Here is a 24,061-nt window from a genome sequence, read left to right as displayed (position 1 = left end):
CCTTTTGCTGTAATTTTTTTAAAAAATGTATATTAAATTTATTATTTAAATCTATTGTCATTTTTTGTTTTTTCTTTAATATTAAAAATTAATTGCTATTTAGTTTTTTATTGATAATTTTTATCATTTGCAAGTGATTTTTAATTTTATTATTGTATTGACGATTTTTTTATGTTACGCTAGGTTCAGTCAGAAATATTGACTTGTTTAATATTAATTACTTTATGTTAGTTCAATATTATAGAAGCAGATTTCTATAATATAAAGTATAGGAGGATTTTTTAATGAGTAAAATAAAAAGTATTTACGCAAGAGAGATATTAGATTCTAGAGGAAACCCAACAGTAGAAGTTGAAGTTGTAGCAGAAAATGGTGTTTTAGGTCGTGCTAGTGTTCCTAGTGGTGCTTCAACAGGAATTCATGAAGCTGTTGAATTACGTGATGGCGATAAAGAAAGATATTCAGGACTTGGAGTATCAAAAGCTGTAGATAATGTAAATGTAATTATTTCTAAGGAACTAATTGGAAAATCAATATTTAATCAACGAGAATTAGATCAAGCAATGATTGATTTAGATGGAACTGAAAATAAAGGTAATTTAGGAGCTAATGCTATATTAGGCGTATCTTTAGCTATAGCAAAATGTGCTGCTAACAGTTTAAACTTACCTTTATATAAATATATAGGTGGTGCTAATGCTCACGTTCTTCCAACACCTATGATGAATATCATAAATGGTGGTGCTCACGCTGATAATAATGTTGATTTTCAAGAATTCATGATTATGCCTGTTAATGCACCTTCATTTAAAGAAGCAATTCGTATGGGTGCAGAAGTATTCCACGCACTAAAAAAAGTTTTAAAATCAAAAGGTCTTAACACTGCAGTTGGTGATGAAGGTGGTTTTGCTCCAGACTTAGCATCAAATGAAGAAGCTATTCAAACAATATTAGAGGCAATAAAAGCTGCTGGATACACTCCAGGTGAAGATGTAAAACTAGCAATGGATGTTGCAAGTAGTGAATTCTATAAAGACGGTAAATATACTTTACCTGGTGAAAATAACAAGACATTCACTTCAAAAGAACTAGTTGATTTTTATGCTGAATTATGTGAAAAATACCCTATCATCTCTATTGAAGATGGCCTAGATCAAGATGACTGGGAAGGATGGCATTACTTAACTGAAAAATTAGGTAAAAAAGTTCAATTAGTTGGTGATGATTTCTTTGTTACTAATACTAAGAGATTAAAGAAAGGTATTGAAGAAGGCGTTGCTAACTCAATTTTAATTAAAGTAAACCAAATAGGTACTCTTACTGAAACATTAGAAGCAATTCAAATGGCTCAAAAAGCTAACTATACTGCTGTTGTTTCTCACCGTTCAGGAGAAACTGAAGATACAACAATTGCTGATATTGCAGTTGCAACAAATGCAGGTCAAATCAAAACTGGTTCTGCATCAAGAACTGATCGTATAGCTAAATATAATCAATTATTACGTATTGAAGATGAATTAGCTACTCAATCTAATTATGCTAGTAAAAGTGCTTTCTACCAATTAGATAAATAATTTAATTCTTCTATATAATTAGGGCTACCTTATTAGCAGTTCTTTACTGCTAATAAGGTAGCCCTTTTCCTATTTTCCTTTAATAATCCTGAGTTTCTAGTTTCATATATCCATCATATTTACCTTCAACATTTACTATAATATTTTTATTTACATATAGTCATTTAAAATATAATTAGTTTCTATTTTATTTATAAATCATTAATTATATTAATGATTTGCAGCTTAATAATTCCCTAAAAACACTTTTTTTCTCAATAAAGCATATTTCTTGTTAAATTTTCACTTATGTTATTGACATTTTTCCCCACAGAGTAGTATTCTTTATGTAAAATAAACTAATTTCAAGGAGGATTTTACAATGAAAGACTTTTTTAAAAAACCAACTGTATTATCATTTATCGGAGGTGTAGCTGCTACTGTAGTAGGAACAAAATTCTTAAAGAGCTCTACTGCAAGAAAAATCGCTGTTAACTCTATAGCATCAGGTATGAAATTAAAAGATGATGCTGTTTCAACATATGAAACAATAAGAGAAGATGCTCAAGACTTATGCTATGAAGCAAAATCTAAAAACGACGGAGAATAATAATTATGGAGGCTTATCAAATTGTTCATGATATGCCAGGACGAATGAGAATCAGATATGGTAAATATGCTTTCTCACAAAAAAAAGCCATAGCTTTAGCTTATGAATTTAAGAAATGGGCTATGGTTATTAATGTTGAAGTAAATAGTACCACAGGTAGTGTCTTATTTACATATAGTGCTGATAATCGTGAACAATTATTAGAATCTATATCAAATTTTAAGGTTAATAATTTTGATATTACACCTTATTTAGATAGAATTAATGAAGATAATAATTATAACTTAAAGCAAGCAAAAGTAGCTAAAGAATATCGTCATAAATTTTATAAGCTTGCAATAAGAAGATACGCTACGAAATGGTTTTTACCATTACCTTTAAGACAATTAACATGCTTCATACATTCATGTAAATATTTCAAGAAAGGAATTAATTCTATTCTTCATGGAAAGCTAGATGTTCCAGTTTTAGATGCAACTAGCATAGGGGTTTCACTATTTAGTGGACAACTTAATACTGCTGGAAATATTATGTTCCTTCTAAATATTTCAGAATTACTTGAAGACTACACTAGAAAGAAAACTACTCTACAATTAAAAGAAACTTTATCTTTAAATATAGATAAAGTATGGATTTTAGAAGACAATATAGAACACGAGATACCTACTTCATCTCTTAAAAAATATGATGTTGTTATAGTTCAAACTGGTGCCATGATACCAGTAGATGGAGAAATACTAAAAGGTGAAGCTATGGTTAATGAATCTAGTTTTACAGGAGAACCTCTTAGTAAAGCAGTCGCCGAAAATGATACAGTTTTCGCTGGAACTGTTGTGGAAGAGGGTAAAATATATGTTACTGTAAGAAATCTTCAACAAGAAAGTAGATTAAGTAAAATTGTTGATATGATTGATAATAACGAATCACTAAAAGCAGGTATTCAATCAAACGCAGAACATCTTGCAGATTCTATTGTACCTTTTAGTTTCTTTGGATTCTTTGGGCTATTATTAATAACTAGAAATCTTGCACGTGCGACCTCTATTCTATTAGTTGATTACTCATGTGCTATAAAATTATCAACATCTATATCAATAATTAGCGCTATGCAAGAAGCAAGCAAACATTCAATAATGGTAAAAGGTGGTAAGTACTTAGAAATAATGTCAAAAGCTGACACTATTGTTTTCGATAAAACTGGTACTTTAACTAATGCTACCCCATTCGTTCAAAAAGTAACTCCTTTAAATGGATACTCAAGAGATAGGGTTTTAACAATTGCAGCATGTCTAGAGGAACATTTCCCTCACAGTGTTGCAAATGCTATTGTAAAGCAAGCTTCTGATGAAGGGCTAAGTCACGCAGAAGAACATGCAGAAGTTGAATATATAATTGCTCATGGTATAGCAACTAAATTAAATAATAAAACTGCTATTATAGGTAGTGAACATTTTGTATTTGAAGATAATGAAGTTCCAAAAACTGAAGAAATTAAAGTATTAATAGATGAACTTCAAAAAGAAGGAGCTAGTTCACTTATATACTTAGCTATAGGTAATGTTTTATCAGGAATAATAAGCATATACGACCCACTAAAAGATGAATCAAAAGAAGTTATAGAAAACTTAAAGAAAGTAGGCTTCAAAAATATTGTTATGCTTACTGGCGATTGTGAAAATGCAGCTAAACATATAGCTAACGAATTAGGTATAACTGATTATAAAGCTAGTGCACTTCCTGAAGATAAAGCAGACTATATAAACAAGTTAAAAGCAGAAGGTAAAACAGTAGTAATGGTAGGTGATGGTGTTAACGATACACCTGCATTATCTGCTTCAGATGTTTCTATCTCTATGCAAGATAGCTCTGATATAGCAAGAGAATTAGCAGATGTAACTCTTACATCTAGTAACCTAAATGAAATTGTTGAATTTAAGAAATTATCTACACTATTAATGGAAAGAATTAAACGAAATTATAGACAAATAGTAACATTTAATACAAGTTTAATTATACTAGGAGTAGCTGGAGTACTTAACCCTAGCACAAGTGCTCTACTTCACAATACATCTACGTTTGTTTTCGCTGCTTCATCAACTAGACCATTAATAAAAAAATAATTCTGTTATATGTTAAGAAGCAATATTATGACCTTAAATATGTTCATCATATTGCTTCTTATATTTTATCCTACTTATTATAGATTCTCTACAATATAATGACCCTAATCTACTATCTGTAACATTCTTGTTATCTTCAAGAATATACTTATAACCATATCTATTATCTACTATATCTATATCAAAGTTATCCTTAAGTATTATCTTAAATTCCTCTAAATCATCTGAAACACTTATGGAGTAATCTATACTATCTCTTATTCTATCTTTCCAAATATCCACATCTACCCCTTCTATTCTTACCCTTTTTTCAAGATAATATTCATTATGAGTTTTAAAAACTTCTGGAATCTTATCCAATTCTATTATAGACATCCCTTCTCTACTACATATTTTATTACTTTGAACCTTCATATCATGTAATTTTTTAGGATTTATCTGAAGCTTTTTACCATTTTTCATATTAACGCTATTAATTATAAAATGATTATGTAAATGATTTTTATCAATATGTGTTACTGCAAGAATCTGATGATCTTCTATACATTTTTTTATCCACTCTAAACCTAAGCTATGCACTTTTTCTTCTGATATCTTATCATTAGGGCTAAATGCCATTGTCATATGATAATATTCTTTACCTTTTAATTTATTATATAATTCTTTTATTATTCTAAATTCTATTAGTATATTATCTTTTGTGCAATTAATCCCAGTAATAAGCTCATATTTAGTTTTTTCTTCTTGTTTCAAATATTCTAGCTGTTCTTCTAATTTCTTAGTTGCTGGTAAATTTTTTATTATAGCCATTACTTTTCCTCTCTTTTTCTTTTGTTTTACTTCAATAAAAAAGGATGGAAAACAAATAATATTTTTCCATCCTATCATTCTAAACTTGTCTCTTATTAGATTCTGACAAAATTCTCTCTATATGTTTCCATACAGAAAGTAGTCCATCTTTTACTTCATTAAAATCCTCTTGTGAAATCTTTTTTGTATTTCCTAATTCATTTAATGAATTACCTATTGTACTTAGCTCTAACAAAGTATCCTTTAATCCATCTATTACCACTATGTCATTCTCCATTGCTGATCTTATCAAATACTCATTTTGAGTCAATCTGCTTTGAGATACCCTTTCTTTTATATTGTCATATTCTTCCTCTGTTGTCCAAAACTTAATTTGCTTTGGCCTTGTTCTCTGGCCAGCCATAAGTAGTACCTCCTAAAATTACATTGTCTTCATATTAAACATATGCTATTGTTTCAATTTCTAATAAAGCATCCTTTGGTAATTTTGCTATTTCTACACAACTTCTAGCTGGTTCATTAGCTGTAAAGTATTCTCCATATATCTTATTAACTGTAGCAAAATCATTAATATCACTTAAGAATATTACAACCTTTACTACCTTTTCTAAAGAACTTCCTGCTTCTTCTAATATAGCTTTTATGTTTTCTAAACATTGCTTAGTTGCACCTTCTATATCAGTAACTAATTCTCCAGTTGCAGGAACTAAAGGAATTTGTCCTGATGTAAATATTAAATTACCTATTTTATTAGCTTGTGAATATGGTCCTATAGCACCTGGTGCCTTTGATGTTGATATTATTTCTTTTTGCATTTATAATTGCCCCCTTGTTTTAATGTTATTAATTCTATTATAAAGCTTTATAATATATTTTTCTACACATATAATTAAAATATAATAACATTAGTTTCATTAACCGATTATTCTATATTTATTTTACTAATCTTTAATGCTTCATGGTTATATCTACCTATAATTCTAACCTTAACAATAATGGTTACTTCCACTAAGCTTATTATATTTTAATTATTTAAGCATTATGGTAATTTTTAGCGTGTCTATATTATTACAAGTATCTTATGTCTTCAGTAATTCTTACTTTAAAAAAATTATCTAATATTTTTTTGATTACTTATTTTTCAGTTAATTAATATCAAATTATTGCTTTAAGTAAATATTGATAATAAAAAATCCAATGTTATTTGTTAATGTTAATATTATGATTTTCTTTTTTAGTATCAATATTATTGCTTTGAATAAATCTTCATAATGAATTTTAGGATTTCTTATTATAAAAAAATTAAGATAGCGTTTAAAATGTTGTACTGTTTGAACTTTAGTGAGTTTACAACATTTAGCTACCTTAATTTTTTTATATTTAGAAATCCTTAATGAAATTATGCTATTTATGAAAACATATAATATTGATACTAATTATAAACTTAATATTGATCAAATACAAATAACATTGGATTTTTTACATATTATATTATTTACTTAAACATATAATTTTGATATTAATTATTGTTTATTTCCTTTTAACATTTCACCTATAGCTGCTATACTACCAAGAGAAGATAAAGTCTCATTTGGTAAGATAAGTTTATTAGCTGGATTATTAGCCATTTCTTTAAGTGCCTCAACTTGCTTAAGTGCAATAACTCTTTCATCAGTTCCAGAGTCAATAATTGCTTTATTTACCTTTTCTATAGCTTCTGCTTCAGCTTTTGCTATAGCTTCTATAGCTTTCGCCTTACCTTCTGCTTCTAATAGTTGAGATTCCTTCAAACCTTCTGCCCTTCTTATATTAGCTTCTTTTTCAGCTTCTGCTGCTAAGATTTGAGCTTGTTTCTCACCTTCTGCTCTCTCTACTTCTGATTGTCTCTCTCCTTCTGCCTTTAAGATAGCAGCTCTCTTATCTCTTTCTGCCTTCATTTGTTTCTCCATAGCCGCTTGTATTTCAGCTGGTGGAACTATGTTCTTGATTTCTACAGACAAAATCTTGATACCATATGCATCAGTAAGTTCGTCAATTATACTTAATAAATCTTGATTAATCTTATCTCTTCCTGATAATATCTCATCTAATGTCATATTACCCAATATATTTCTCATATTAGTTGTTGCAGAGTATACTATACCTGCTTTATAGTCTTCTATATTATATACTGCTTCTTGTGCATTTAATAATTTATAGAAAATTACATTATCAACAGATATCTTAACGTTATCTTTTGTTATAACTGATTGAGGTGGTACATCTAAAATTTGTTGTTTTGTTGATACTTTCTTTCTAACATAATCAACAAATGGAATTACCAAATGCCAACCAGGTTCTAATACCTTATAAAATTGTCCAAATCTCTCTACTACATATAAATATCCAGTGTTTACCACCTTAATAGATGATATAACAACTATTACTACCAATACTAATATTACTGCTAAAACAATATTCATTATTCATTATCCTCCTTACATTTCTCCACTATGAACTTATTACCTTCGATGCCTACTATCTCGAATTTATCCCCCTTCTTGATTGGTTCACCTCTATTAACACCTGTCCAATAGATTCCTCCTATTTTTATTCTAGCCATATCTATAATATCGTCTTCAGCTTCATGTACCTGACCAATATAGGATTCTTCCATAAGTGGTGTCTTGTGTATATCTTTCTTGAATTTCCTCTTCACCAATGGATATCCTATCAATATAGATATTAAACTAACAACTGCAAATGCTATGAATTGCATTGAAAAATCTAATCCACAGAATTCACATATAATAGATGCTATAGCACCTACAGACAACCACATAAAAATAAATGTGCTTGTAAATAAATCTACTACAATAACTACTACAGCTACTATTAACCAAAATACTATTGCATCCATGCTCCTCTCCCCTTTCAATTATTATATACACTATACTACAGACAAGCATCTACTAATAAATACTTACTATAATTATAACATGTATACGTATTAAATAGTATTTTTTATTACAATTATAATTATAAATTGCATTCATCTCTTTTGCAAGTATTTTTTATCATTTTATAAGTTATTTATTATTATATAGTGCAATATTTTATATTATTTTCTGTATTTTTAGAAACTTCTTTCTATTTTTTTGTAGTACCCCATATTATTATTTTTATTTTGTGTGGTATAATAATACTAAAAATTTTAATAAAGGATGTGTGTATATGGACTTTGTAAAAGTAGCAGCCGCCTGTCCACTTACAAGGGTTGGTGACACAAAATACAATTTAGATAACATCGTAACTTGTATTGAAGAAGCTGCTGAAAAGAATACAAAATTTATAGTTTTTCCTGAATTATGTATAACATCTTATACATGTAGTGATTTATTTCTTAATAATACATTGCTTAATAATTCTAACCAAGCTATAAAAGAGCTATTAGACAAAACAAAAGCAATAGATATGCTTATAGCAATAGGAGCTCCTTTAAAATTCAATAATGTTTTATATAATTGTGCATATATAATATTTAAAGGAAGGATTTTAGGTATTGTTCCAAAGTCTTACTTACCTAATTATAGTGAATTCTATGAAAAAAGATGGTTTACAGAAGGTATTGGTATAGTTAATGAAATGGTATCTCTTCCTTTTCAAGATTCTATACCTTTTGGTACTAATCTTATATTCTCAAGTGAACATTTCAATTTTGGTTTTGAAATATGTGAAGATTTATGGGTAACTATACCTCCTAGTTCTTATTTATCACTTATGGGTGCAGATATTATAGGTAACTTATCTGCTTCTAACGAATTAGTTAGTAAAATGGAATATAGAAGATCTTTAATAAACAATCAAAGTGCAAGATGCATGTCTGCTTATGTTTATTCTTCTGCTGGCGTATATGAAAGCACTACAGATTTATTATTCAGTGGTCACTTATTAATAAGTGAAAATGGTGGTATTTTATGTGAAAATGAAAGATTCCAGAGAAAAAACGAAGTTATATATTCCTTTATAGATGTGTTTAAACTAAGAAGTGAAAGACTTAAAAATATAAGTTTTAGAGATAACTTAAGGTATATACCTTATACACCTAAATTTATTAATTTCACTTATGATGATACTTCAATAAAAGATTTTGATAGATATATAAATAAACATCCATTTGTACCTTCTAATGTTGATGAAATAGAAATTCGTTCAAAAGAAATATTTAATATACAATCTTCAGCATTGGCTAAACGTTTTGAACATACAAAATCTAAAAAAGCAGTTGTTGGTATATCTGGAGGTTTAGATTCTACATTAGCCTTACTTGTTATAGTTAAAACATTTAAACTACTTAATTATCCACTAGAAAATATCATAACTATAACTATGCCTGGCTTTGGAACTACAGATAGAACTTATACTAATGCATTAGATTTATGTAAAGAACTAGGCACTGATTTAAGAGAAGTAAATATAGTTAAAGCTGCTCTTCAACACTTTGAAGACATAGGGCATGATAAAGATATCCATGATGTAACTTACGAGAATGTTCAAGCAAGAGAGAGAACTCAAATTCTTATGGATGTAGCTAATAAAGAAGGGGGATTATTAATAGGTACAGGAGACCTGTCAGAACTTGCCCTAGGATGGTGTACATATAATGGGGATCATATGTCTATGTATTCAGTTAATCCATCTATACCTAAAACCTTAGTAAGATACCTAGTAAAATATGTAGCCGAGAAAGAATCTACTGAGGCTGTCAAAAGAACTTTATTAGACATATTAGATACTCCTGTTAGCCCTGAACTTTTACCAAAAGACGCTAAAGGTGAAATTGCTCAAAAAACAGAAGATATAGTTGGTCCTTATGAACTACATGACTTCTTCCTATATCACTTCATTAAGCACGGTTCATCAAAAGACAGAATATTCTTCCTTGCAATTAATGCATTTAAAGATGAGTATTCAGAAGAAGAAATCAAAAAATGGCTTGATAAATTCTTCTATAGATTCTTTACACAACAATTTAAAAGAAGTGCACTTCCAGATGGTCCAAAGGTAGGTAGTATATCTCTTTCACCTAGAGGTGATTGGAGAATGCCTTCAGATGCATTTCCATTTGAAAGCATGTAAAAATCAACATTTTCTAATAAAAAATTATTGATAACTTTGTAGTTAGATAATTTTTTATTAGAAATACATAAGTCTTAAGATACTTGATGATAATATAGATACACTGAAAATAGGCATAACGTTTGAATAATTAAAATATAATAAAAATTCTTTGCATTATATTAAAGATTAGGATATACTTAATAAGTTGATAAGAATTATTGTCAATACATATTTTAATTTAGATAAATTTTATAAACATGAAGGGATTTTTACATGGAAAATATCACATTTAAAGAATTAAATTTAAAGGATAGCATCCTAAAGGCAATAGATGATTTAGGTTATGTTAATCCATCTCAGATTCAAGCTGAATCTATTCCATTAGCACTACAAGGTTTTGATATAATAGGTCAAGCTCAAACAGGTACTGGTAAAACTGCAGCATTTGGTTGTTCTATACTTAATAACATAAAAAAAGGTGATTATATATCTTCTATTATTTTAACTCCAACTAGAGAACTTGCAATTCAAATATATGAAGAATTAAACAAATTATCTAAATACGAAAAAGTTAAAGTTCTACCTATATATGGTGGCGATTCTATATCAAAGCAAATCAAAGAATTAAAAAAAGGTGTTGATATCGTAGTTGGTACTCCAGGAAGAGTTATGGATCTTATTCGTAGAAAAGTTCTTCCTTTATCTAATATCCAATGCTTTGTGTTAGATGAAGCTGATGAAATGTTAAACATGGGCTTTATTGAAGATATTGAAACAATAGCAAAAGAAATTCCAACTGATAGACAAACACTTTTATTTTCAGCCACAATGCCTGAACCAATAAAGAAATTAGCTAAAAATTACATGAAAAAAGACTACAAAATAGTAAACATAAAAAAAGTAGCTATGACTGCTACAAATGTTAAACAAATCTACTTTGAAGTTGATCAAAAAAATAAATTCGAAGCATTATGTAGAGTTTTAGATTATGATACTCCTAATGCAGCTATTATATTCTGCAAAACAAAAAGAGGCGTAGATGAATTAGTAGAAAATCTTCAAGACAAAAACTTTGTAGTAGAAGGAATGCATGGAGATATGACGCAAATACATAGAACTAAAACTTTAAAAAGATTTAAAGAAGGTGTTTTAAATTATCTTGTAGCTACAGATGTTGCTGCAAGAGGTATAGATGTTGATGGAATAACACATGTTTTCAATTACGATCTAACTCAAGATGTTGAATCTTACGTTCACAGAATAGGTAGAACAGGTCGTGCAAATAAACAAGGAACTGCTTATTCATTTATAACACCAAAAGAATTCTCTATGTTACGTCAAATAAAAAAAGTTACTAAAGGTAACCTAGAAAAAATGAACGTACCTACAGTAAATGAAATCATAAAGAAAAAACAAATAGCTAAAGAAGAAGAAATCGAAGAAGTACTTAACCAAAACGACTACTTTAATTATACTAAAACTGCAATAGAACTATGTGAAAACTATAATCCTGTTGAAGTTGTTTCTGCACTTATGAAAATGCAGCTTGATAAAGAAATGAGTTTCAAATATACTAAAAATGAATTAGAAACTCCTAAATACTCTCAAAGAAAAGGCATAATAGACGGTTCAAGCGTAAGATTATTCCTATCAATTGGAAAGAGGGATAAACTAACTGCAAAATCATTAGTTAAATTTATTACAGAAAAAGCAAATATAAGAGGAAATAAAGTAACTAAAATAGATATACTAGAAAACTTCTCTTTTGTTACAGTTAATAAGGATGTAAGTAGTATAGTTCTTAATAAATGTAGTGGGCACAAACTAAATAAAAGAAGAGTTAATATAGAAGTTGCAACCAAAAGCAAATAATTCTAATTATTTTGACTAATAGAAAAAGAAGGATGTACTATCATCCTTCTTTTTCTATATTATCTAGTACTTTAAGAGCTTCATCAAATTCAAGTTTTTCTAAATAACTATATATTTTATCAATTCCTTTTGCCACATTACTATCTAGTTTAAATTTTTTCAATCCTTCTATAAGACCTTGTCCACTATTTATATCTAGTTCTTCTATTAATGTACGAAGGTAAGATAACATATCTTGCAATTCATCCCTTGATATGTCTTCTTTTTGGTTTTCCTCATCTAATTCATGTTTTGTATCATCTATAGAAATAGATTTCTTTATTATACCTAATAATTCGTTATATTTATTTAATAGCTCATCAATATTTTTATCTATAAATTCAATATTTCCTTCTTTGCCTGCCATTTCTTGTTGCCTTGCAGCTTCAGATAATTCTAATGCTCCAATATTAGCAAGACTACTTTTTAGCGCATGCACATTAATTGTATAATTATTTATATCTCCATCAGTATAATTCTTTTTCAAAACATCAATCCTTGATAAACCATATTCATATGTTATTTTAAGAATTTCCAAGTAATCCTCTTCTCTTCCACCACAATTACTTCTACCTTTTTTAGTATCCACTCCATTTTCTTCTAATATATTATAATCAATAAGACTATCTTCACTCTGAACCACATCATCATCTATAGGTTCTGCTATATATATTATCTTTTCTTTTGGAATGTACTTTGTAAATATTGCTTCTAATTCTTCAATATCTATAGGTTTAGATAAATAATCAGTAAACCCTTCTTGTAGCATTTTTTCTCTAACACCATTTATTGCATTTGCTGTAAGCGCAATTATATTTGCATTTTTATAATCTACTTCTTGAAGCATCCTTATATGTTTCATAGCTTCAATTCCATCCATTTCAGGCATCATATGATCCATAAATATTATATCATATTTTTTATTTTTCGCTTTTTCTATAGACTCTATTCCATTCTCTGCAATATCACTATTAAGTCCATAGGTTTTTAATAATCCTTGTATAACTTTTATATTAACCGGATTATCATCAACAACCAAAACAGAAGTATCTTTTATTTTAAAATTATTAGTTTTATTTTCAGTTTGTTCTTTTATTATATTAAATTTTCCTAATTCCTCATTTGAAGCTATCTTATGGGATAATACAACTGTAAATGTACTTCCTTGCCCATAAACACTTTCTACATTAATTTGTCCATGCATATGTTCTACAAGATTTTTTGTTATCGCTAAACCTAATCCAGTCCCTTCAATTCCTGAATTAATATGTTTATCTACCTGTTCAAACTTATTGAAAATTTTCTGTATATTTTCCTCTTTTATTCCTATTCCTGTGTCTCTTATAGTATAAGACACCTTAACGCTCTCTTCGCTTTTATCTATAACTTTTATTATAAAATCTACTTTGCCTTCTTTAGTGTATTTTACTGCATTATTTAATATGTTTATAAGAATTTCTCTAAGTCTAGTCTCATCTCCTATTATTTTCTTAGGAATATGTGCATCTATATCTTCTTCAAACTTTAAACCCTTTTCAATAATATTTGCATTTATTATTGAAATAATGCCATTTAAAAACTCTTGTACATCAATTTCTTCTTCTACAAATTCTAATTTATTTGCTTCGATTTTGGATATATCGAGAATATCATTTATTATGTCTAGCAAACTATTTGCTGATTTCTTTATATCTGTTATCTCTTTTCTAGATTCTTTATCTAAATCTTTTCTCTTAAGGGCTATATCTGAAAAGCCAATTATTGCATTCATAGGTGTTCTTATTTCATGAGACATATTAGCTAAGAAAATAGATTTTGCTTTATTTGCTCTTTCTGCCTCTTCTTTAAGAACTAATATTTCTTTAGTATATTTATCAATAAAAGTCATATCAAATATCCATGCCATATACCCTCTAATATTCTCATCTTCGTATAGATTCGATATTCTAACTTCATAATGTTTTCCATCACTTAAGAATACATTCTCCTCTTGAGTAAATATATCTTTTATAGCATTTCTTGAATTAACTTCCTTAGTAAGTATAATATTATATATAAAATCTTTAGCTTTTTTATTGTAATAAATCAACTCATACTCTGTATCTACAACTATCATTCCATCATTTGTATCTTCTATTATTTTATCTTTAGCAATATCTAATGTATCAAATAACCCAAACCGTGTTGCTGTAATTGCCAAAATAAAATTGGCAATGCTTATACCTATTGATGTTAAATCAAATAACTTAAAAGCTCCACTTAAATATATCAATAGAAATATTATAGGAGCTATCCCTGCTAATATAAGCATTAAATATTTCATTCTCTCTTTCCCATAAGTAATAATTACTGATGAACAAGCAAAATGAAAATATATCAATCCATTCAAAAGCATTACGCCCATAAATACCCAATAGAATATATTTTTTTCAAATTCTATATAATAATAATAACCATTAAACACAAGATTCCAACTCTTATAATACAAATGATGATATTCGTTAGTTAAAATAAGTGCTAACAATCCAGTTGCGACTCCAAATAATGTATCAACTACCCATCCCGGAATATTTCTTTTTAAATAAGCAACTATGAATTGAACTCCAAACAACATTCCATAGACCTTGCCTATATACCCAAACTTTACAGCTAATATACCATCCTCAAGCCTACTGCATGACACTTCAAAATAATATGCAGTTATTGCCACACAACAAAACATAGAAGTTATTAGAAGATTTCTTGCTGCCTCTGAAGTTTTCTGCCTATACATAACAACACATGTAAGAAACGTTACAGCTATCCCTAATATTATTATACACTTTATAATAGTTAATATAGTCATACTCTCTACCCTTTTAAAACTCTTTCAATTTTATCAATTAATATATTTTTATTTACGGGCTTCTTTACATAATCCTTTATTTTGTATTGATACAATTCTGTTATAACATTAGTACTAGAATTACCACTTACCATAATCACAGGTAAATCATTAAATTCTTTTTTTTCTCTTATCATTCTTAATAATGATGTTCCATTATATATTGGCATCTCATAGTCTAATAATAACAAATCAATTGTATTTTTCTCTAAATGTTTCATTGCCATAGCATAAGTATTAGCAAGCTTAACATTAAAGTTTTCTTTAAGATATCCATTAATTATTTGCAAAAATTCTAAATCATCATCCACCACTAAAATAGATTCTCTATTTTGATATTCATTATATTTACATATTATAGATTCTATTTTATCTTTGATAACATTTTCTTCACTATCAGACCCTTTTAATAAACATTCTAATTTATTATTAGATGAATGTATTAATTTTGCTTTATTTTTCATACTTGTAGTAAATATAATAGGTGTATTTTTACAATTATATAATTCTTTTATATTCTCATATACCTTAAACCCATCAATTATAGGCATATCTATATTTAATACTATTAAATTTACCTTGTTATAAAATAAATAATTAAATGCCTTTTTACCAGATTCTATTACTAATATATCATAAGTATTTCCAACACTTCTTCTAACTTTTTTGGTATATTCTTCATCATTATCAATAATTAAAATCTTATCCTTAGTTCTTTCATTTGCTTGTTTGTTATTTTCCTCATTAATTTTTTCATTGTTTTCAGGCATCTTTATCACCTCGTTTTCATCTTGTTACATTTAATTATATCATTTTTTATATTTCACTATATGCACAGACATATATATTTACATAGTTTTAACCATTTGTTAATTCTTGTTTTATTTAATGTCTAAATATATATTTTTTGCTATAATGAATTAATAAGGGGGTGTTGATTATGAAGAGAAAAATATTATATATTCTTCTATCATTAATTTGTTTAATCTCTTTAGTTGCATGTTCAAACGAGCAAAATACTAATAAGAATTCTAATACAACTACTAATATTGAAACAAATAATAATGATTCTGAAAAAAAAGATAATCAAACTAAAAAAGATGAAACAATAAAATCAGAGGAAACTACTAACGATAGCAAAAGTACTACTTCTGCACAAAGGGATGTAAGATTATATATGTATGATGCTACTTCTGATAAACTTAATTATATAGACACTGCAATTAATGTAAAAGACGGTGCTATAGTAACTGCTATTATTAACGCGTTAAAAGAAGACAGAGGTAATGACTATTATGCATTAGATTCTAGAATTCAAGTAGCAAGTGCTAAATTAGATAAAGATACAGATACTCTTTCTGTTAACTTTGGAAGTACTTTTATTAATAACTTAGGTTTTGGTAGTGGAGTCGAAAGTAATATACTTCAATGCGTAGTTAATTCACTAGGATATAACTTAGGTGTATCTAAAGTATATATAACAGTAAATGGAGAAGAATATGCTTCTGGTCATATTATGTTAGAAAAAGGAACTGCTTTTTCTGTAGATTATTCTAATTTTACTAAAATGAATTAAAATTAAAAGGTAGGGTTTAATTTTTATCCCTACCTTATTTTATTGAATCAACATCATATGTAATTGATGATTTCTCTATATATGCTTCTCTATCGTTATACCATACTTTAACCCAATCATTATTAACTTCTTCAATAGCCTTAACAGATTCTCCCTTTAATAAAATTCCTACAACTCTAGATTCATTATTTGCAGTTTCTTTAATCTCTGAATCATGTATTGCATATATATTTTTTAATTCATCTACATTATATGTTTCTAATACCTTATCATCATCTGACACTATGCCATTTCCATTATTGACTTTAATCTTATCAATATCTTTATATACTTGATTTGGTTTTCCAAAATATATGTACACTGTCAATCCACACAAAACAAAAATTGTTGCAACAAGAATAAAATATTGTATTTTAACAATCTTTTTTCTTAACGACCTCCTCACCTCTCTAACACCTCCCATTATACAACTATATTATATATTATTAATAAATTTTAATCAACTTTTGACAATATATGTTGTTATATCTAGTTTTTCTACTTCTCACTAATTAAAATAAATAATGATATAGTTTAATTTACTAAAGAGTAAAAAAACATTATTTGTATATAAAAATCAAAAATTTAAATATACAAATAATGTTTCAATAAAATAAAACTTACTATTTATTCTTACTAAAATAAATCATATGATAGTTATAATCAAGATCTAAAAATAATCCAATTGCTTCTTTATCTGAATACATACAGAAATAAATAGCTATATAATTATCTTTACTAAATGAAGTCTCATCTTCGCTTTTAATTATTCTACTTGTCTTATCCTCTTTTAGATTATACTTGTATAATGAATTATCATATACAAAATATAAATTATCATCTTCAATAGAAGATATAAGCGTAAAATCTCCATCAACAAAGTCTTTTAGAGCCTTTATCTTTTTACTCTTAAAATCCGAATCAAAATCATAACGTTCAATACTATCATTAGTAGCAATTATTAAACTACCATTAACTATAGCACTACTTATTACAACTTTCTTGTCATCTCCATCAACTTTATTCATAAGCTCTGCTGTTTCAGAGTTATATTGATATATAGCTCCATTAGAACATACAACTATTATAGAATCTTCTGCAAGTAATATGTTACTTACACTGTCAACATCATCAGTTGGAATTTCTATTTTTATGTCCTTATCTCCTTCATCGTATATATGAAGCTCTTTTGTTTCTGTTGTTGTTACTCCAAATTTATTTGTAACTCCATATAATACAGCATATCTATGATCTTTTCCAATTGCACCATATAATATTGTTTTATCCGAAAAATCTACTGATAACTTCTTAGTTTCAAAATTCTTCGCTTTATCTGTAGATTTTAGAACTTCTATATTACCATCATTGTCTTTCCCTAACATTATTAAAGCATCTCCATCCTTGGCAGACGTTATAATTGATTTTATATTTTTAGGTAAAGTTCTCTTACTTTCTACAAATGAATTGTTATCAGAACTACAACCCATAGCACTTATTGTTAATAAACAGATTACTAACAAACTTATAATTTTTTTGAATTTTGAATTAAAGTAGTTAATTTTCATTTTTATCCTTCCTTTATCTATTAATCATTATTTAATACTCCACTTAATGAATTGTCTTGGAAGAAAGTCTCTGAATTATATAAATATAATACATCAGTAACATTATCATTCTTCATTAATTCATCTATATCCTCATAATAATATCTAGGATCTACTAATATAATTTTTTTATAATGTGAAGTCAAAAATGGCACAAAGCAATTAGCATATGAATCCTTAAAAATAAGCAAAGTTTTCTCTTCATCAGAATTTGTTTCAATCTCTACTAATGGATGGTTACCTGCTAAAAACATTCCATATTTATCTCGCTTCTTTAAGTATTCACTATTATAGAAAGATGCTGTCTTCTGTTGTTCTTCCACATAAGTTATTATAGCTTCATCATTATTATCCTTAGGAGTATATATGTTAATACTATCAGGTTTCTTTACTTTGAATAATCCCTTAGAAAATAATGTTCCATAAAATTCATTAGTAACTAAGTCTTCATTATAGTTATCTAAAGACTTAGGTTCAACATCTACACTCTTCATAAAAGCTTCATATCCATAATATGCTCCAAGCGTAGTCCAATGATGGTCTGTTCTATAATATATATATTCATCCTTATGAGCCTTCATTGTATCATATAAATATAAAAACTTAATTCTATCACTAAGTTTATCTGAGAACTTGTTTACATATTTCTTCTCATCTACAACTGGTGCATCTTCTGGTAATTTATCTTTAAGTACAGTAGTTGAAATAGGTACTAACATAAAGTTAAAGTTTATGTCTTTATATTTATCTGCAAATTTATTAATAGCATCTATATTCTTATCTTCTGCTTCCTTATTAGGTACGTCAAAGCTCTCAAAAAGATAATTGTCCTTCCCTCTATATACGCCATTATTATCACTTCTACCTAGTAGATTATCTATAGAAGCTTTAATGTTAATAAATTCTGTTCTATCTATAAATTGATCATTAACATATTTCTCATATTTCTTAGTGTATCTACCTTCTACTAAATTATCTATATCAAATCTAGGTTTCTGCGTTAATGATCTATTCTCCATATCAGAAAATGTTTTATCCTTAGATACTATATTAATAATAGTTATTCCAAATATAGCTATAATAAATATTATTGCCATAATATTGTTATATATACTTCTTTTTTGTTTTTTTCTTTTTCTCATATATTTAACGCACCTCCTTAAAACCTAAAATATAAGAATGGATTATAACTTGCATTTAATAAATATGCAATTACAATTGCAAACATAGCAAATTCTATTATTGCAGCTATAATAGCCCATGAATTATCTTTCTTTTTCAATTTTGAAAATCTGCTATAAACAAATGGTCTTGAAGCAATAATCAAAATTATAAGTAATATTAAGTAATTCTTTATGTAATATATAAAATTACCATCTATAAATGCATGTTTTCCTATACCAAATAATACTTTTATATAATCTACAGCCCATCCAAGATCTGGAGATGCAAAGAATACCCAGCCTATTATTACAATAAGCATTGTATATATATTTTTTATTATGTTAGGTAATTTTTCTATGTATTTCCCTAAAATGAATTTTTCAATTATTAATAACACTCCATAATATAAGCCCCATATTATGAAATTATAACTAGCACCATGCCATAAACCAGTAAGTCCCCATACAATAAGCAGATTTCTTATTTGTTTTCCTGTTCCTTTTCTATTTCCGCCTAATGGAATATATACATATTCTTTAAACCATGAACTAAGAGATATATGCCATCTTCTCCAAAATTCAGTTACACTTTTTGATATGTATGGGTAATCAAAGTTCTTTATAAATTTAAACCCAAACATTCTTCCAAGTCCAACTGCCATATCTGAATATCCACTAAAATCAAAATATATCTGCAATGTATATGCTATAGCACCTAACCAAGCTGTCAAAACTGATAATTCACTTAACGATTGTGCTTGGATAGTGTTCCATAACATTCCTATATTATTTGCAAGCAAAACCTTTTTTCCTAAACCTATTATAAACTTTTCTACACCTATTCCAAATCCATTAATAGTATGTTCTCTAGATTTCAATTGAGTTGCTATGTCTGAATATCTTACAATAGGACCTGCAACTAACTGCGGGAACATTGTTATATAAGCTCCAAAATCAATAATATTCTTTTGAACTTCAACTTTCTTCAAATATACATCTATAACATATGATAATGCTTGAAATGTATAAAATGATATTCCTATTGGCAATGCTAATTGAGTATAACTAATTGATGTTGAAAAAATACCATTTATAGTATCAATAAGTAATCCCCAATATTTAAAGAAACCTAATATTGCAAGGTCTAATACTATTGTAATTATAAGATACATTTTTCTCTTATTTTCTTTTCTCATTAGAGCAATAATTCTTGCAAGAATATAATTACTAATAGTTGTAAATATCATCAAAAATATATAAACAGGTTCTCCCCATGCATAAAAGATTAAACTTCCTATTAATAGCACAAAGTTCTTTATTTTTTTTGGTGCTATATAATATGCTAATAACATTATAGGAAGAAATGTAAATAAAAATACTATACTACTAAATACCATCTTCTTCTTCTCCTATGATATTGATTTTTTAAATTCTTTTTTCATATCGTAAGCATCTTTTCCTACTACATAGAATACATAATTTCCTCTAGTAGAAATTTCATAATTCTGTAATAATCCATATTGCTCAGGTGCATAATCCTTAAATCCATCACTTTGTTTCTGAATCCTACTATCTATTGCAGTTTCAATTGTATCAACTTGAGATTGATCTTTAACCTTAATAATAAGCAGTTCACTTGCTTCCATGCTTGAACTAGGAACATATATGCATACTTCTGCATAGTCATCAGGATTAAGTCCAAAATATTTTTTTAATGACTTATCATCACCTTTTTCATACTTTGTTTCATCTGTCATTTTAATAAGTTTTTTTCCTTCTTTATTAACTGATATATCCTTATAGCCACAACCCACCATAAATATACTTATAATTAGAAGCATTATACTAATATATATCCTTCTTTTCATCTAATCCACCTTCATTTCATTTATTATTTTATCTAACATTAACGGATAAAATGAACCTACAAGATGAATTCCGTCTGGTTCAAACATATTAGGATTGTTAGCTTGAATATCTCTAATATCTATATAAGTTATTTTTTCTTTTTTGCACATATCCTGTAATAATTCATTTGCTTTATCTATTCTATCTGCTGATAAGAAGGTAGTTGTAAGTGCTGCTTGTTCTGTAATATAAGTTGGTGATAAAATTGCTAACTTCACATCTGGAATTCTTTTTCTTAACTCACTTACAAGTTCCTTATATTTTGTTATGTAATCCTCAATATTGTCATAATAACCCAAGTCATTCATTCCAAAAAGCATTATAACCGTATTAGGGCATAAATTAACTACCCTATCTAAATCTCCTAACGCTTTATCAATATTTCTACCTTTTTCTGCCACAACTGATGTATTATCTAAGAATCCGTACAAAGATAATGGTTGAGTTAATGAATCCCCCATAAATACAGTAGATTTAAAAAACACCTTATAGTTGTTTCCTGATGCTTGTGAACTATTATCATTATTGTTTTCTTGTTCTTCTTTAGCTTTTTCCTCTTCTTTTTCGTTAAATTTTTGTTGAACTTTGGAGACATCTTTTTTCTCTAATTCACTTACTGTCTTTATTCCATCCTTTGTCTCTTGATTAGTAGTAACAGTTACATTATTACTTGATGTTTTGACAAAAAAGATTCCCACTAACAGTGCAACAAATAAAACTCCTATCTTCTTCACCTTATTCCCTTTATTACATATAATTATCATAAATATCTTTTTAGGTAATATTTATAATGTTACATAAATATATGTAATTCTCTCCTTTCATATTATTATGTATTCTGCGTTGTAACTTCCGCTATATGTACAAAATCTCTAATATTATTTTATTACATAACCAATATATTATACCTTTACTCAATAGATTATTATATCAATATCTTAATTCATAAACAATAATTAATGTCCTCCTAATTAATTTTTTTAATTTTTTTTAAATAATGCTTTACTTTTATAATAGTATATGATATTATATGTCTTGTTCGTGGTCCATTGGTCAAGTGGTCAAGACGCCACCCTCTCACGGTGGAATCAGGGGTTCGACTCCCCTATGGACTACCATTAACCTTCATGCTTAGCGTATGTGCTAGTCTGAAGGTTTTTTATTTTTACCACTCTTAATTCATTTCATAAATTCCACACCATTTTTACACTTATACAAAGAATAAAATTTAAATATACCAACATTAATTCAATTAATATAATTTTCTATAAAATAAAAAATTAAGTTAGAATTAAAATGTTATAACATTGGATCTTTAGTACATTTATAACATTTAACCAACTTAATTTTCATATAAAAAAACATTTAATGATATTATGTTATTTACTTAGAACATATACCCTTTATATTAATAATTGAAGTACTTAATACTTTTAAGCAACTTTATGCATTACCTCAACAATAATATACCTATTATCATTCTTTTCTATTTGAATATTTGCCCCTTTTTTCACTTTTCTACCTTCTTATATATTTTTTTCATAATTATACCATTATATATCTATTGCTGTAAACTTTATTCTTGTTTTTTTCCTTTTAGCATTAAAATTAATTATTTTCTTTAAATATTTTTCCAAAAATAAATCTCACTAATGGTCCTACTGCAAATAGTTGCAAAAAGAATGCCATAGGAAAATTTAACACTGTTGTTTGAAGCCATACTGAAATAACCTCACTATTAACCATTCCTTTTATAAAAATTGTTGCAACTAAACTCATAAGTGGGCACATAATGCATATAGAAAATACTGATATAGATAATATTATTACAATTCCTTTAGTTTCTTTTGGATTAAAAATTTTAAAAGTTTTCTTTTTCGCTATAGGTCCTGCAATAAATGTATCTAATAAAAAGGCTACACAAGCCATGATAGGTAATTCTTTTAAAGCTGCTATAAATACTTTATTACTCATTCCTTCCATTGCTATAGATGCATTATAGCATATCATTCCATACACCATAATCAAAACCATCATAATAGTAAATATTGTTTCTTGTACTCTTGTCTTTGGCATAAAAAACATTCCTCCTAAAAATAATTATATTAAGTAGCTAACCCTATACACAAAAAAAGAGCAAGGTGTAAACTTTCGTTTCACCTTGCTCTCGCGGTTAACTACCATTAATTATCCTTATTATACTATATTATTTAGTTATATATCAAGTTTTTTTCTATATAGTAAATTATTCAGAATTTAAAATTATTTAAACTTAACAGCTGTACCATAAGCAATAACTTCAGCTGCGCCTTGCATAATTGCTGATGATGCATAACGAATATTAACTACAGCATCAGCTCCTAACTCTTCTGCTTCCTTCACCATACGCTTAGTTGCTAATGCTCTTGCTTCATTCATCATGGTATTATAACTTTCTAATTCACCGCCAACCATACTCTTGAATCCACTCATAATATCTCTTCCTAAATTCTTAGATTGAATAGTACTTCCTTTTACTAAAGATAACATTTCTAATTCTTTTCCTGAAATATAATCAGTATTTACTAAGATCATCTTCTTCACCTCTCTTAATTTCTTTTATTCTAGATTTCACTACAGAAATCATAGCTAGTGCTAAAATGCAAGATCCCCCACCTATAATAACTTTAATAATCATTAAAATATCAGTAAATATAATAATTAATGCAATTATCAAATAATAAATTATTATCAATAACCCTATCACTATTGGTGCAATCATTTTCTTTTTCATTATATCACAT

At 27.5% G+C, this 24,061-nt stretch carries 22 protein-coding genes and 1 tRNA gene; 7 read left to right on the top strand and 16 right to left on the bottom strand.

Translation table 11 applies throughout. From position 1 onward, the window contains the following. Positions 1–284 precede the first annotated feature (284 nt). The 3 genes from eno to KQI77_RS04450 all read left to right on the top strand — a co-directional run bounded on the left by eno (position 285) and on the right by KQI77_RS04450 (position 4,283). On the top strand, positions 285–1,574 hold the full coding sequence (gene eno / locus KQI77_RS04460) for a phosphopyruvate hydratase (RefSeq protein ID WP_216388803.1): 1,290 nt from the start codon (positions 285–287) through the stop codon (positions 1,572–1,574). Positions 1,575–1,935: 361 nt separating this feature from the next. Further along, a complete protein-coding gene (locus KQI77_RS04455) occupies positions 1,936–2,163 on the top strand; it encodes a DUF6110 family protein (RefSeq protein ID WP_216388801.1) in 228 nt (75 codons plus the stop codon). Positions 2,164–2,168: 5 nt separating this feature from the next. Further along, positions 2,169–4,283 carry a heavy metal translocating P-type ATPase gene (locus KQI77_RS04450; RefSeq protein WP_216388799.1) on the top strand — a complete coding sequence of 705 codons (2,115 nt, stop codon included), beginning with the start codon at positions 2,169–2,171 and terminating at the stop codon, positions 4,281–4,283. Positions 4,284–4,316: 33 nt separating this feature from the next. On the opposite strand, the gene KQI77_RS04445 is transcribed toward KQI77_RS04450, so the two are convergent. From KQI77_RS04445 to KQI77_RS04425, 5 genes are all read right to left on the bottom strand, one after another. Continuing rightward, positions 4,317–5,093: a relaxase/mobilization nuclease domain-containing protein gene (locus tag KQI77_RS04445; RefSeq protein ID WP_216388797.1), complete on the bottom strand. Its 777-nt coding sequence runs from the start codon at positions 5,091–5,093 to the stop codon at positions 4,317–4,319. Between the two features lie 79 nt (positions 5,094–5,172). Continuing rightward, positions 5,173–5,496: a plasmid mobilization relaxosome protein MobC gene (locus KQI77_RS04440; RefSeq protein WP_216388795.1), complete on the bottom strand. Its 324-nt coding sequence runs from the start codon at positions 5,494–5,496 to the stop codon at positions 5,173–5,175. Positions 5,497–5,530: 34 nt separating this feature from the next. Next, positions 5,531–5,908: a RidA family protein gene (locus KQI77_RS04435; RefSeq protein WP_216388793.1), complete on the bottom strand. Its 378-nt coding sequence runs from the start codon at positions 5,906–5,908 to the stop codon at positions 5,531–5,533. Between the two features lie 708 nt (positions 5,909–6,616). Further along, positions 6,617–7,555: an SPFH domain-containing protein gene (locus KQI77_RS04430; protein ID WP_216388792.1), complete on the bottom strand. Its 939-nt coding sequence runs from the start codon at positions 7,553–7,555 to the stop codon at positions 6,617–6,619. Next, positions 7,555–7,992, bottom strand: coding sequence for an NfeD family protein (locus tag KQI77_RS04425; RefSeq protein WP_216388790.1), 438 nt, complete (start codon positions 7,990–7,992; stop codon positions 7,555–7,557). Before KQI77_RS04425 ends, KQI77_RS04430 begins: the two co-directional genes overlap by 1 nt. A 314-nt stretch (positions 7,993–8,306) precedes the next feature. Here KQI77_RS04425 and KQI77_RS04420 point away from each other — a divergent pair, with 314 nt between their 5' ends. Both KQI77_RS04420 and KQI77_RS04415 read left to right on the top strand, forming a co-directional pair. After that, the gene (locus tag KQI77_RS04420) at positions 8,307–10,211 is read left to right on the top strand and encodes an NAD(+) synthase (protein WP_216388788.1); all 1,905 of its coding nucleotides are present in this window, start codon (positions 8,307–8,309) and stop codon (positions 10,209–10,211) included. 255 nt (positions 10,212–10,466) lie between these two features. Continuing rightward, positions 10,467–12,065 (top strand): DEAD/DEAH box helicase, encoded by a 1,599-nt coding sequence (locus KQI77_RS04415; protein ID WP_216388786.1) that lies wholly within the window; start codon positions 10,467–10,469, stop codon positions 12,063–12,065. A gap of 40 nt (positions 12,066–12,105) precedes the next feature. Here KQI77_RS04415 and KQI77_RS04410 read toward each other — a convergent pair whose 3' ends face one another. Together KQI77_RS04410 and KQI77_RS04405 are read right to left on the bottom strand one after the other, a co-directional pair. Further along, positions 12,106–14,949 carry an ATP-binding protein gene (locus KQI77_RS04410; protein ID WP_216388784.1) on the bottom strand — a complete coding sequence of 948 codons (2,844 nt, stop codon included), beginning with the start codon at positions 14,947–14,949 and terminating at the stop codon, positions 12,106–12,108. A 5-nt stretch (positions 14,950–14,954) separates the two neighbouring features. Then, positions 14,955–15,758 carry a response regulator gene (locus KQI77_RS04405; RefSeq protein WP_216388782.1) on the bottom strand — a complete coding sequence of 268 codons (804 nt, stop codon included), beginning with the start codon at positions 15,756–15,758 and terminating at the stop codon, positions 14,955–14,957. A gap of 170 nt (positions 15,759–15,928) precedes the next feature. Here KQI77_RS04405 and KQI77_RS04400 point away from each other — a divergent pair, with 170 nt between their 5' ends. Then, on the top strand, positions 15,929–16,564 hold the full coding sequence (locus KQI77_RS04400) for a GerMN domain-containing protein (protein ID WP_216388780.1): 636 nt from the start codon (positions 15,929–15,931) through the stop codon (positions 16,562–16,564). Between the two features lie 34 nt (positions 16,565–16,598). Here the strand turns inward: KQI77_RS04400 and KQI77_RS04395 are convergent, their stop codons facing one another. The 6 genes from KQI77_RS04395 to KQI77_RS13265 form a co-directional block, all read right to left on the bottom strand. Then, the gene (locus KQI77_RS04395; protein WP_216388778.1) at positions 16,599–17,009 is read right to left on the bottom strand and encodes an SH3 domain-containing protein; all 411 of its coding nucleotides are present in this window, start codon (positions 17,007–17,009) and stop codon (positions 16,599–16,601) included. A 217-nt stretch (positions 17,010–17,226) separates the two neighbouring features. Beyond that, the gene (locus tag KQI77_RS04390; protein ID WP_216388776.1) at positions 17,227–18,168 is read right to left on the bottom strand and encodes a hypothetical protein; all 942 of its coding nucleotides are present in this window, start codon (positions 18,166–18,168) and stop codon (positions 17,227–17,229) included. 20 nt (positions 18,169–18,188) lie between these two features. Next, positions 18,189–19,349: a DHHW family protein gene (locus tag KQI77_RS04385; protein WP_216388774.1), complete on the bottom strand. Its 1,161-nt coding sequence runs from the start codon at positions 19,347–19,349 to the stop codon at positions 18,189–18,191. A 17-nt stretch (positions 19,350–19,366) separates the two neighbouring features. After that, the gene (locus tag KQI77_RS04380) at positions 19,367–20,767 is read right to left on the bottom strand and encodes an MBOAT family protein (protein ID WP_216388772.1); all 1,401 of its coding nucleotides are present in this window, start codon (positions 20,765–20,767) and stop codon (positions 19,367–19,369) included. Between the two features lie 12 nt (positions 20,768–20,779). Beyond that, positions 20,780–21,238 (bottom strand): DUF4358 domain-containing protein, encoded by a 459-nt coding sequence (locus tag KQI77_RS04375; RefSeq protein ID WP_216388770.1) that lies wholly within the window; start codon positions 21,236–21,238, stop codon positions 20,780–20,782. Next, a complete protein-coding gene (locus KQI77_RS13265) occupies positions 21,239–22,012 on the bottom strand; it encodes a GDSL-type esterase/lipase family protein (protein ID WP_216388767.1) in 774 nt (257 codons plus the stop codon). 309 nt (positions 22,013–22,321) lie between these two features. Here KQI77_RS13265 and KQI77_RS04365 point away from each other — a divergent pair. Then, positions 22,322–22,396 (top strand) — tRNA-Glu (locus KQI77_RS04365). A gap of 490 nt (positions 22,397–22,886) precedes the next feature. Here KQI77_RS04365 and KQI77_RS04360 read toward each other — a convergent pair. The 3 genes from KQI77_RS04360 to KQI77_RS04350 form a co-directional block, all read right to left on the bottom strand. After that, complete coding sequence (locus tag KQI77_RS04360; protein WP_216388765.1) at positions 22,887–23,354, bottom strand: DUF2798 domain-containing protein; 468 nt, start codon at positions 23,352–23,354, stop codon at positions 22,887–22,889. A 186-nt stretch (positions 23,355–23,540) separates the two neighbouring features. Continuing rightward, complete coding sequence (locus tag KQI77_RS04355; protein WP_216388763.1) at positions 23,541–23,852, bottom strand: YbjQ family protein; 312 nt, start codon at positions 23,850–23,852, stop codon at positions 23,541–23,543. Further along, positions 23,833–24,051 (bottom strand): hypothetical protein, encoded by a 219-nt coding sequence (locus tag KQI77_RS04350; RefSeq protein ID WP_216388761.1) that lies wholly within the window; start codon positions 24,049–24,051, stop codon positions 23,833–23,835. The genes KQI77_RS04355 and KQI77_RS04350 overlap by 20 nt, the downstream gene beginning before the upstream one ends. Positions 24,052–24,061 lie beyond the last annotated feature (10 nt).

The sequence above is a fragment of the Clostridium sp. MSJ-8 genome (assembly GCF_018918325.1).
Taxonomy (GTDB): Bacteria; Bacillota; Clostridia; order Clostridiales; family Clostridiaceae; genus Clostridium.
Note: the sequence above shows the minus strand (reverse complement) of the source record. Positions and strands in the feature narration are given on the sequence as shown.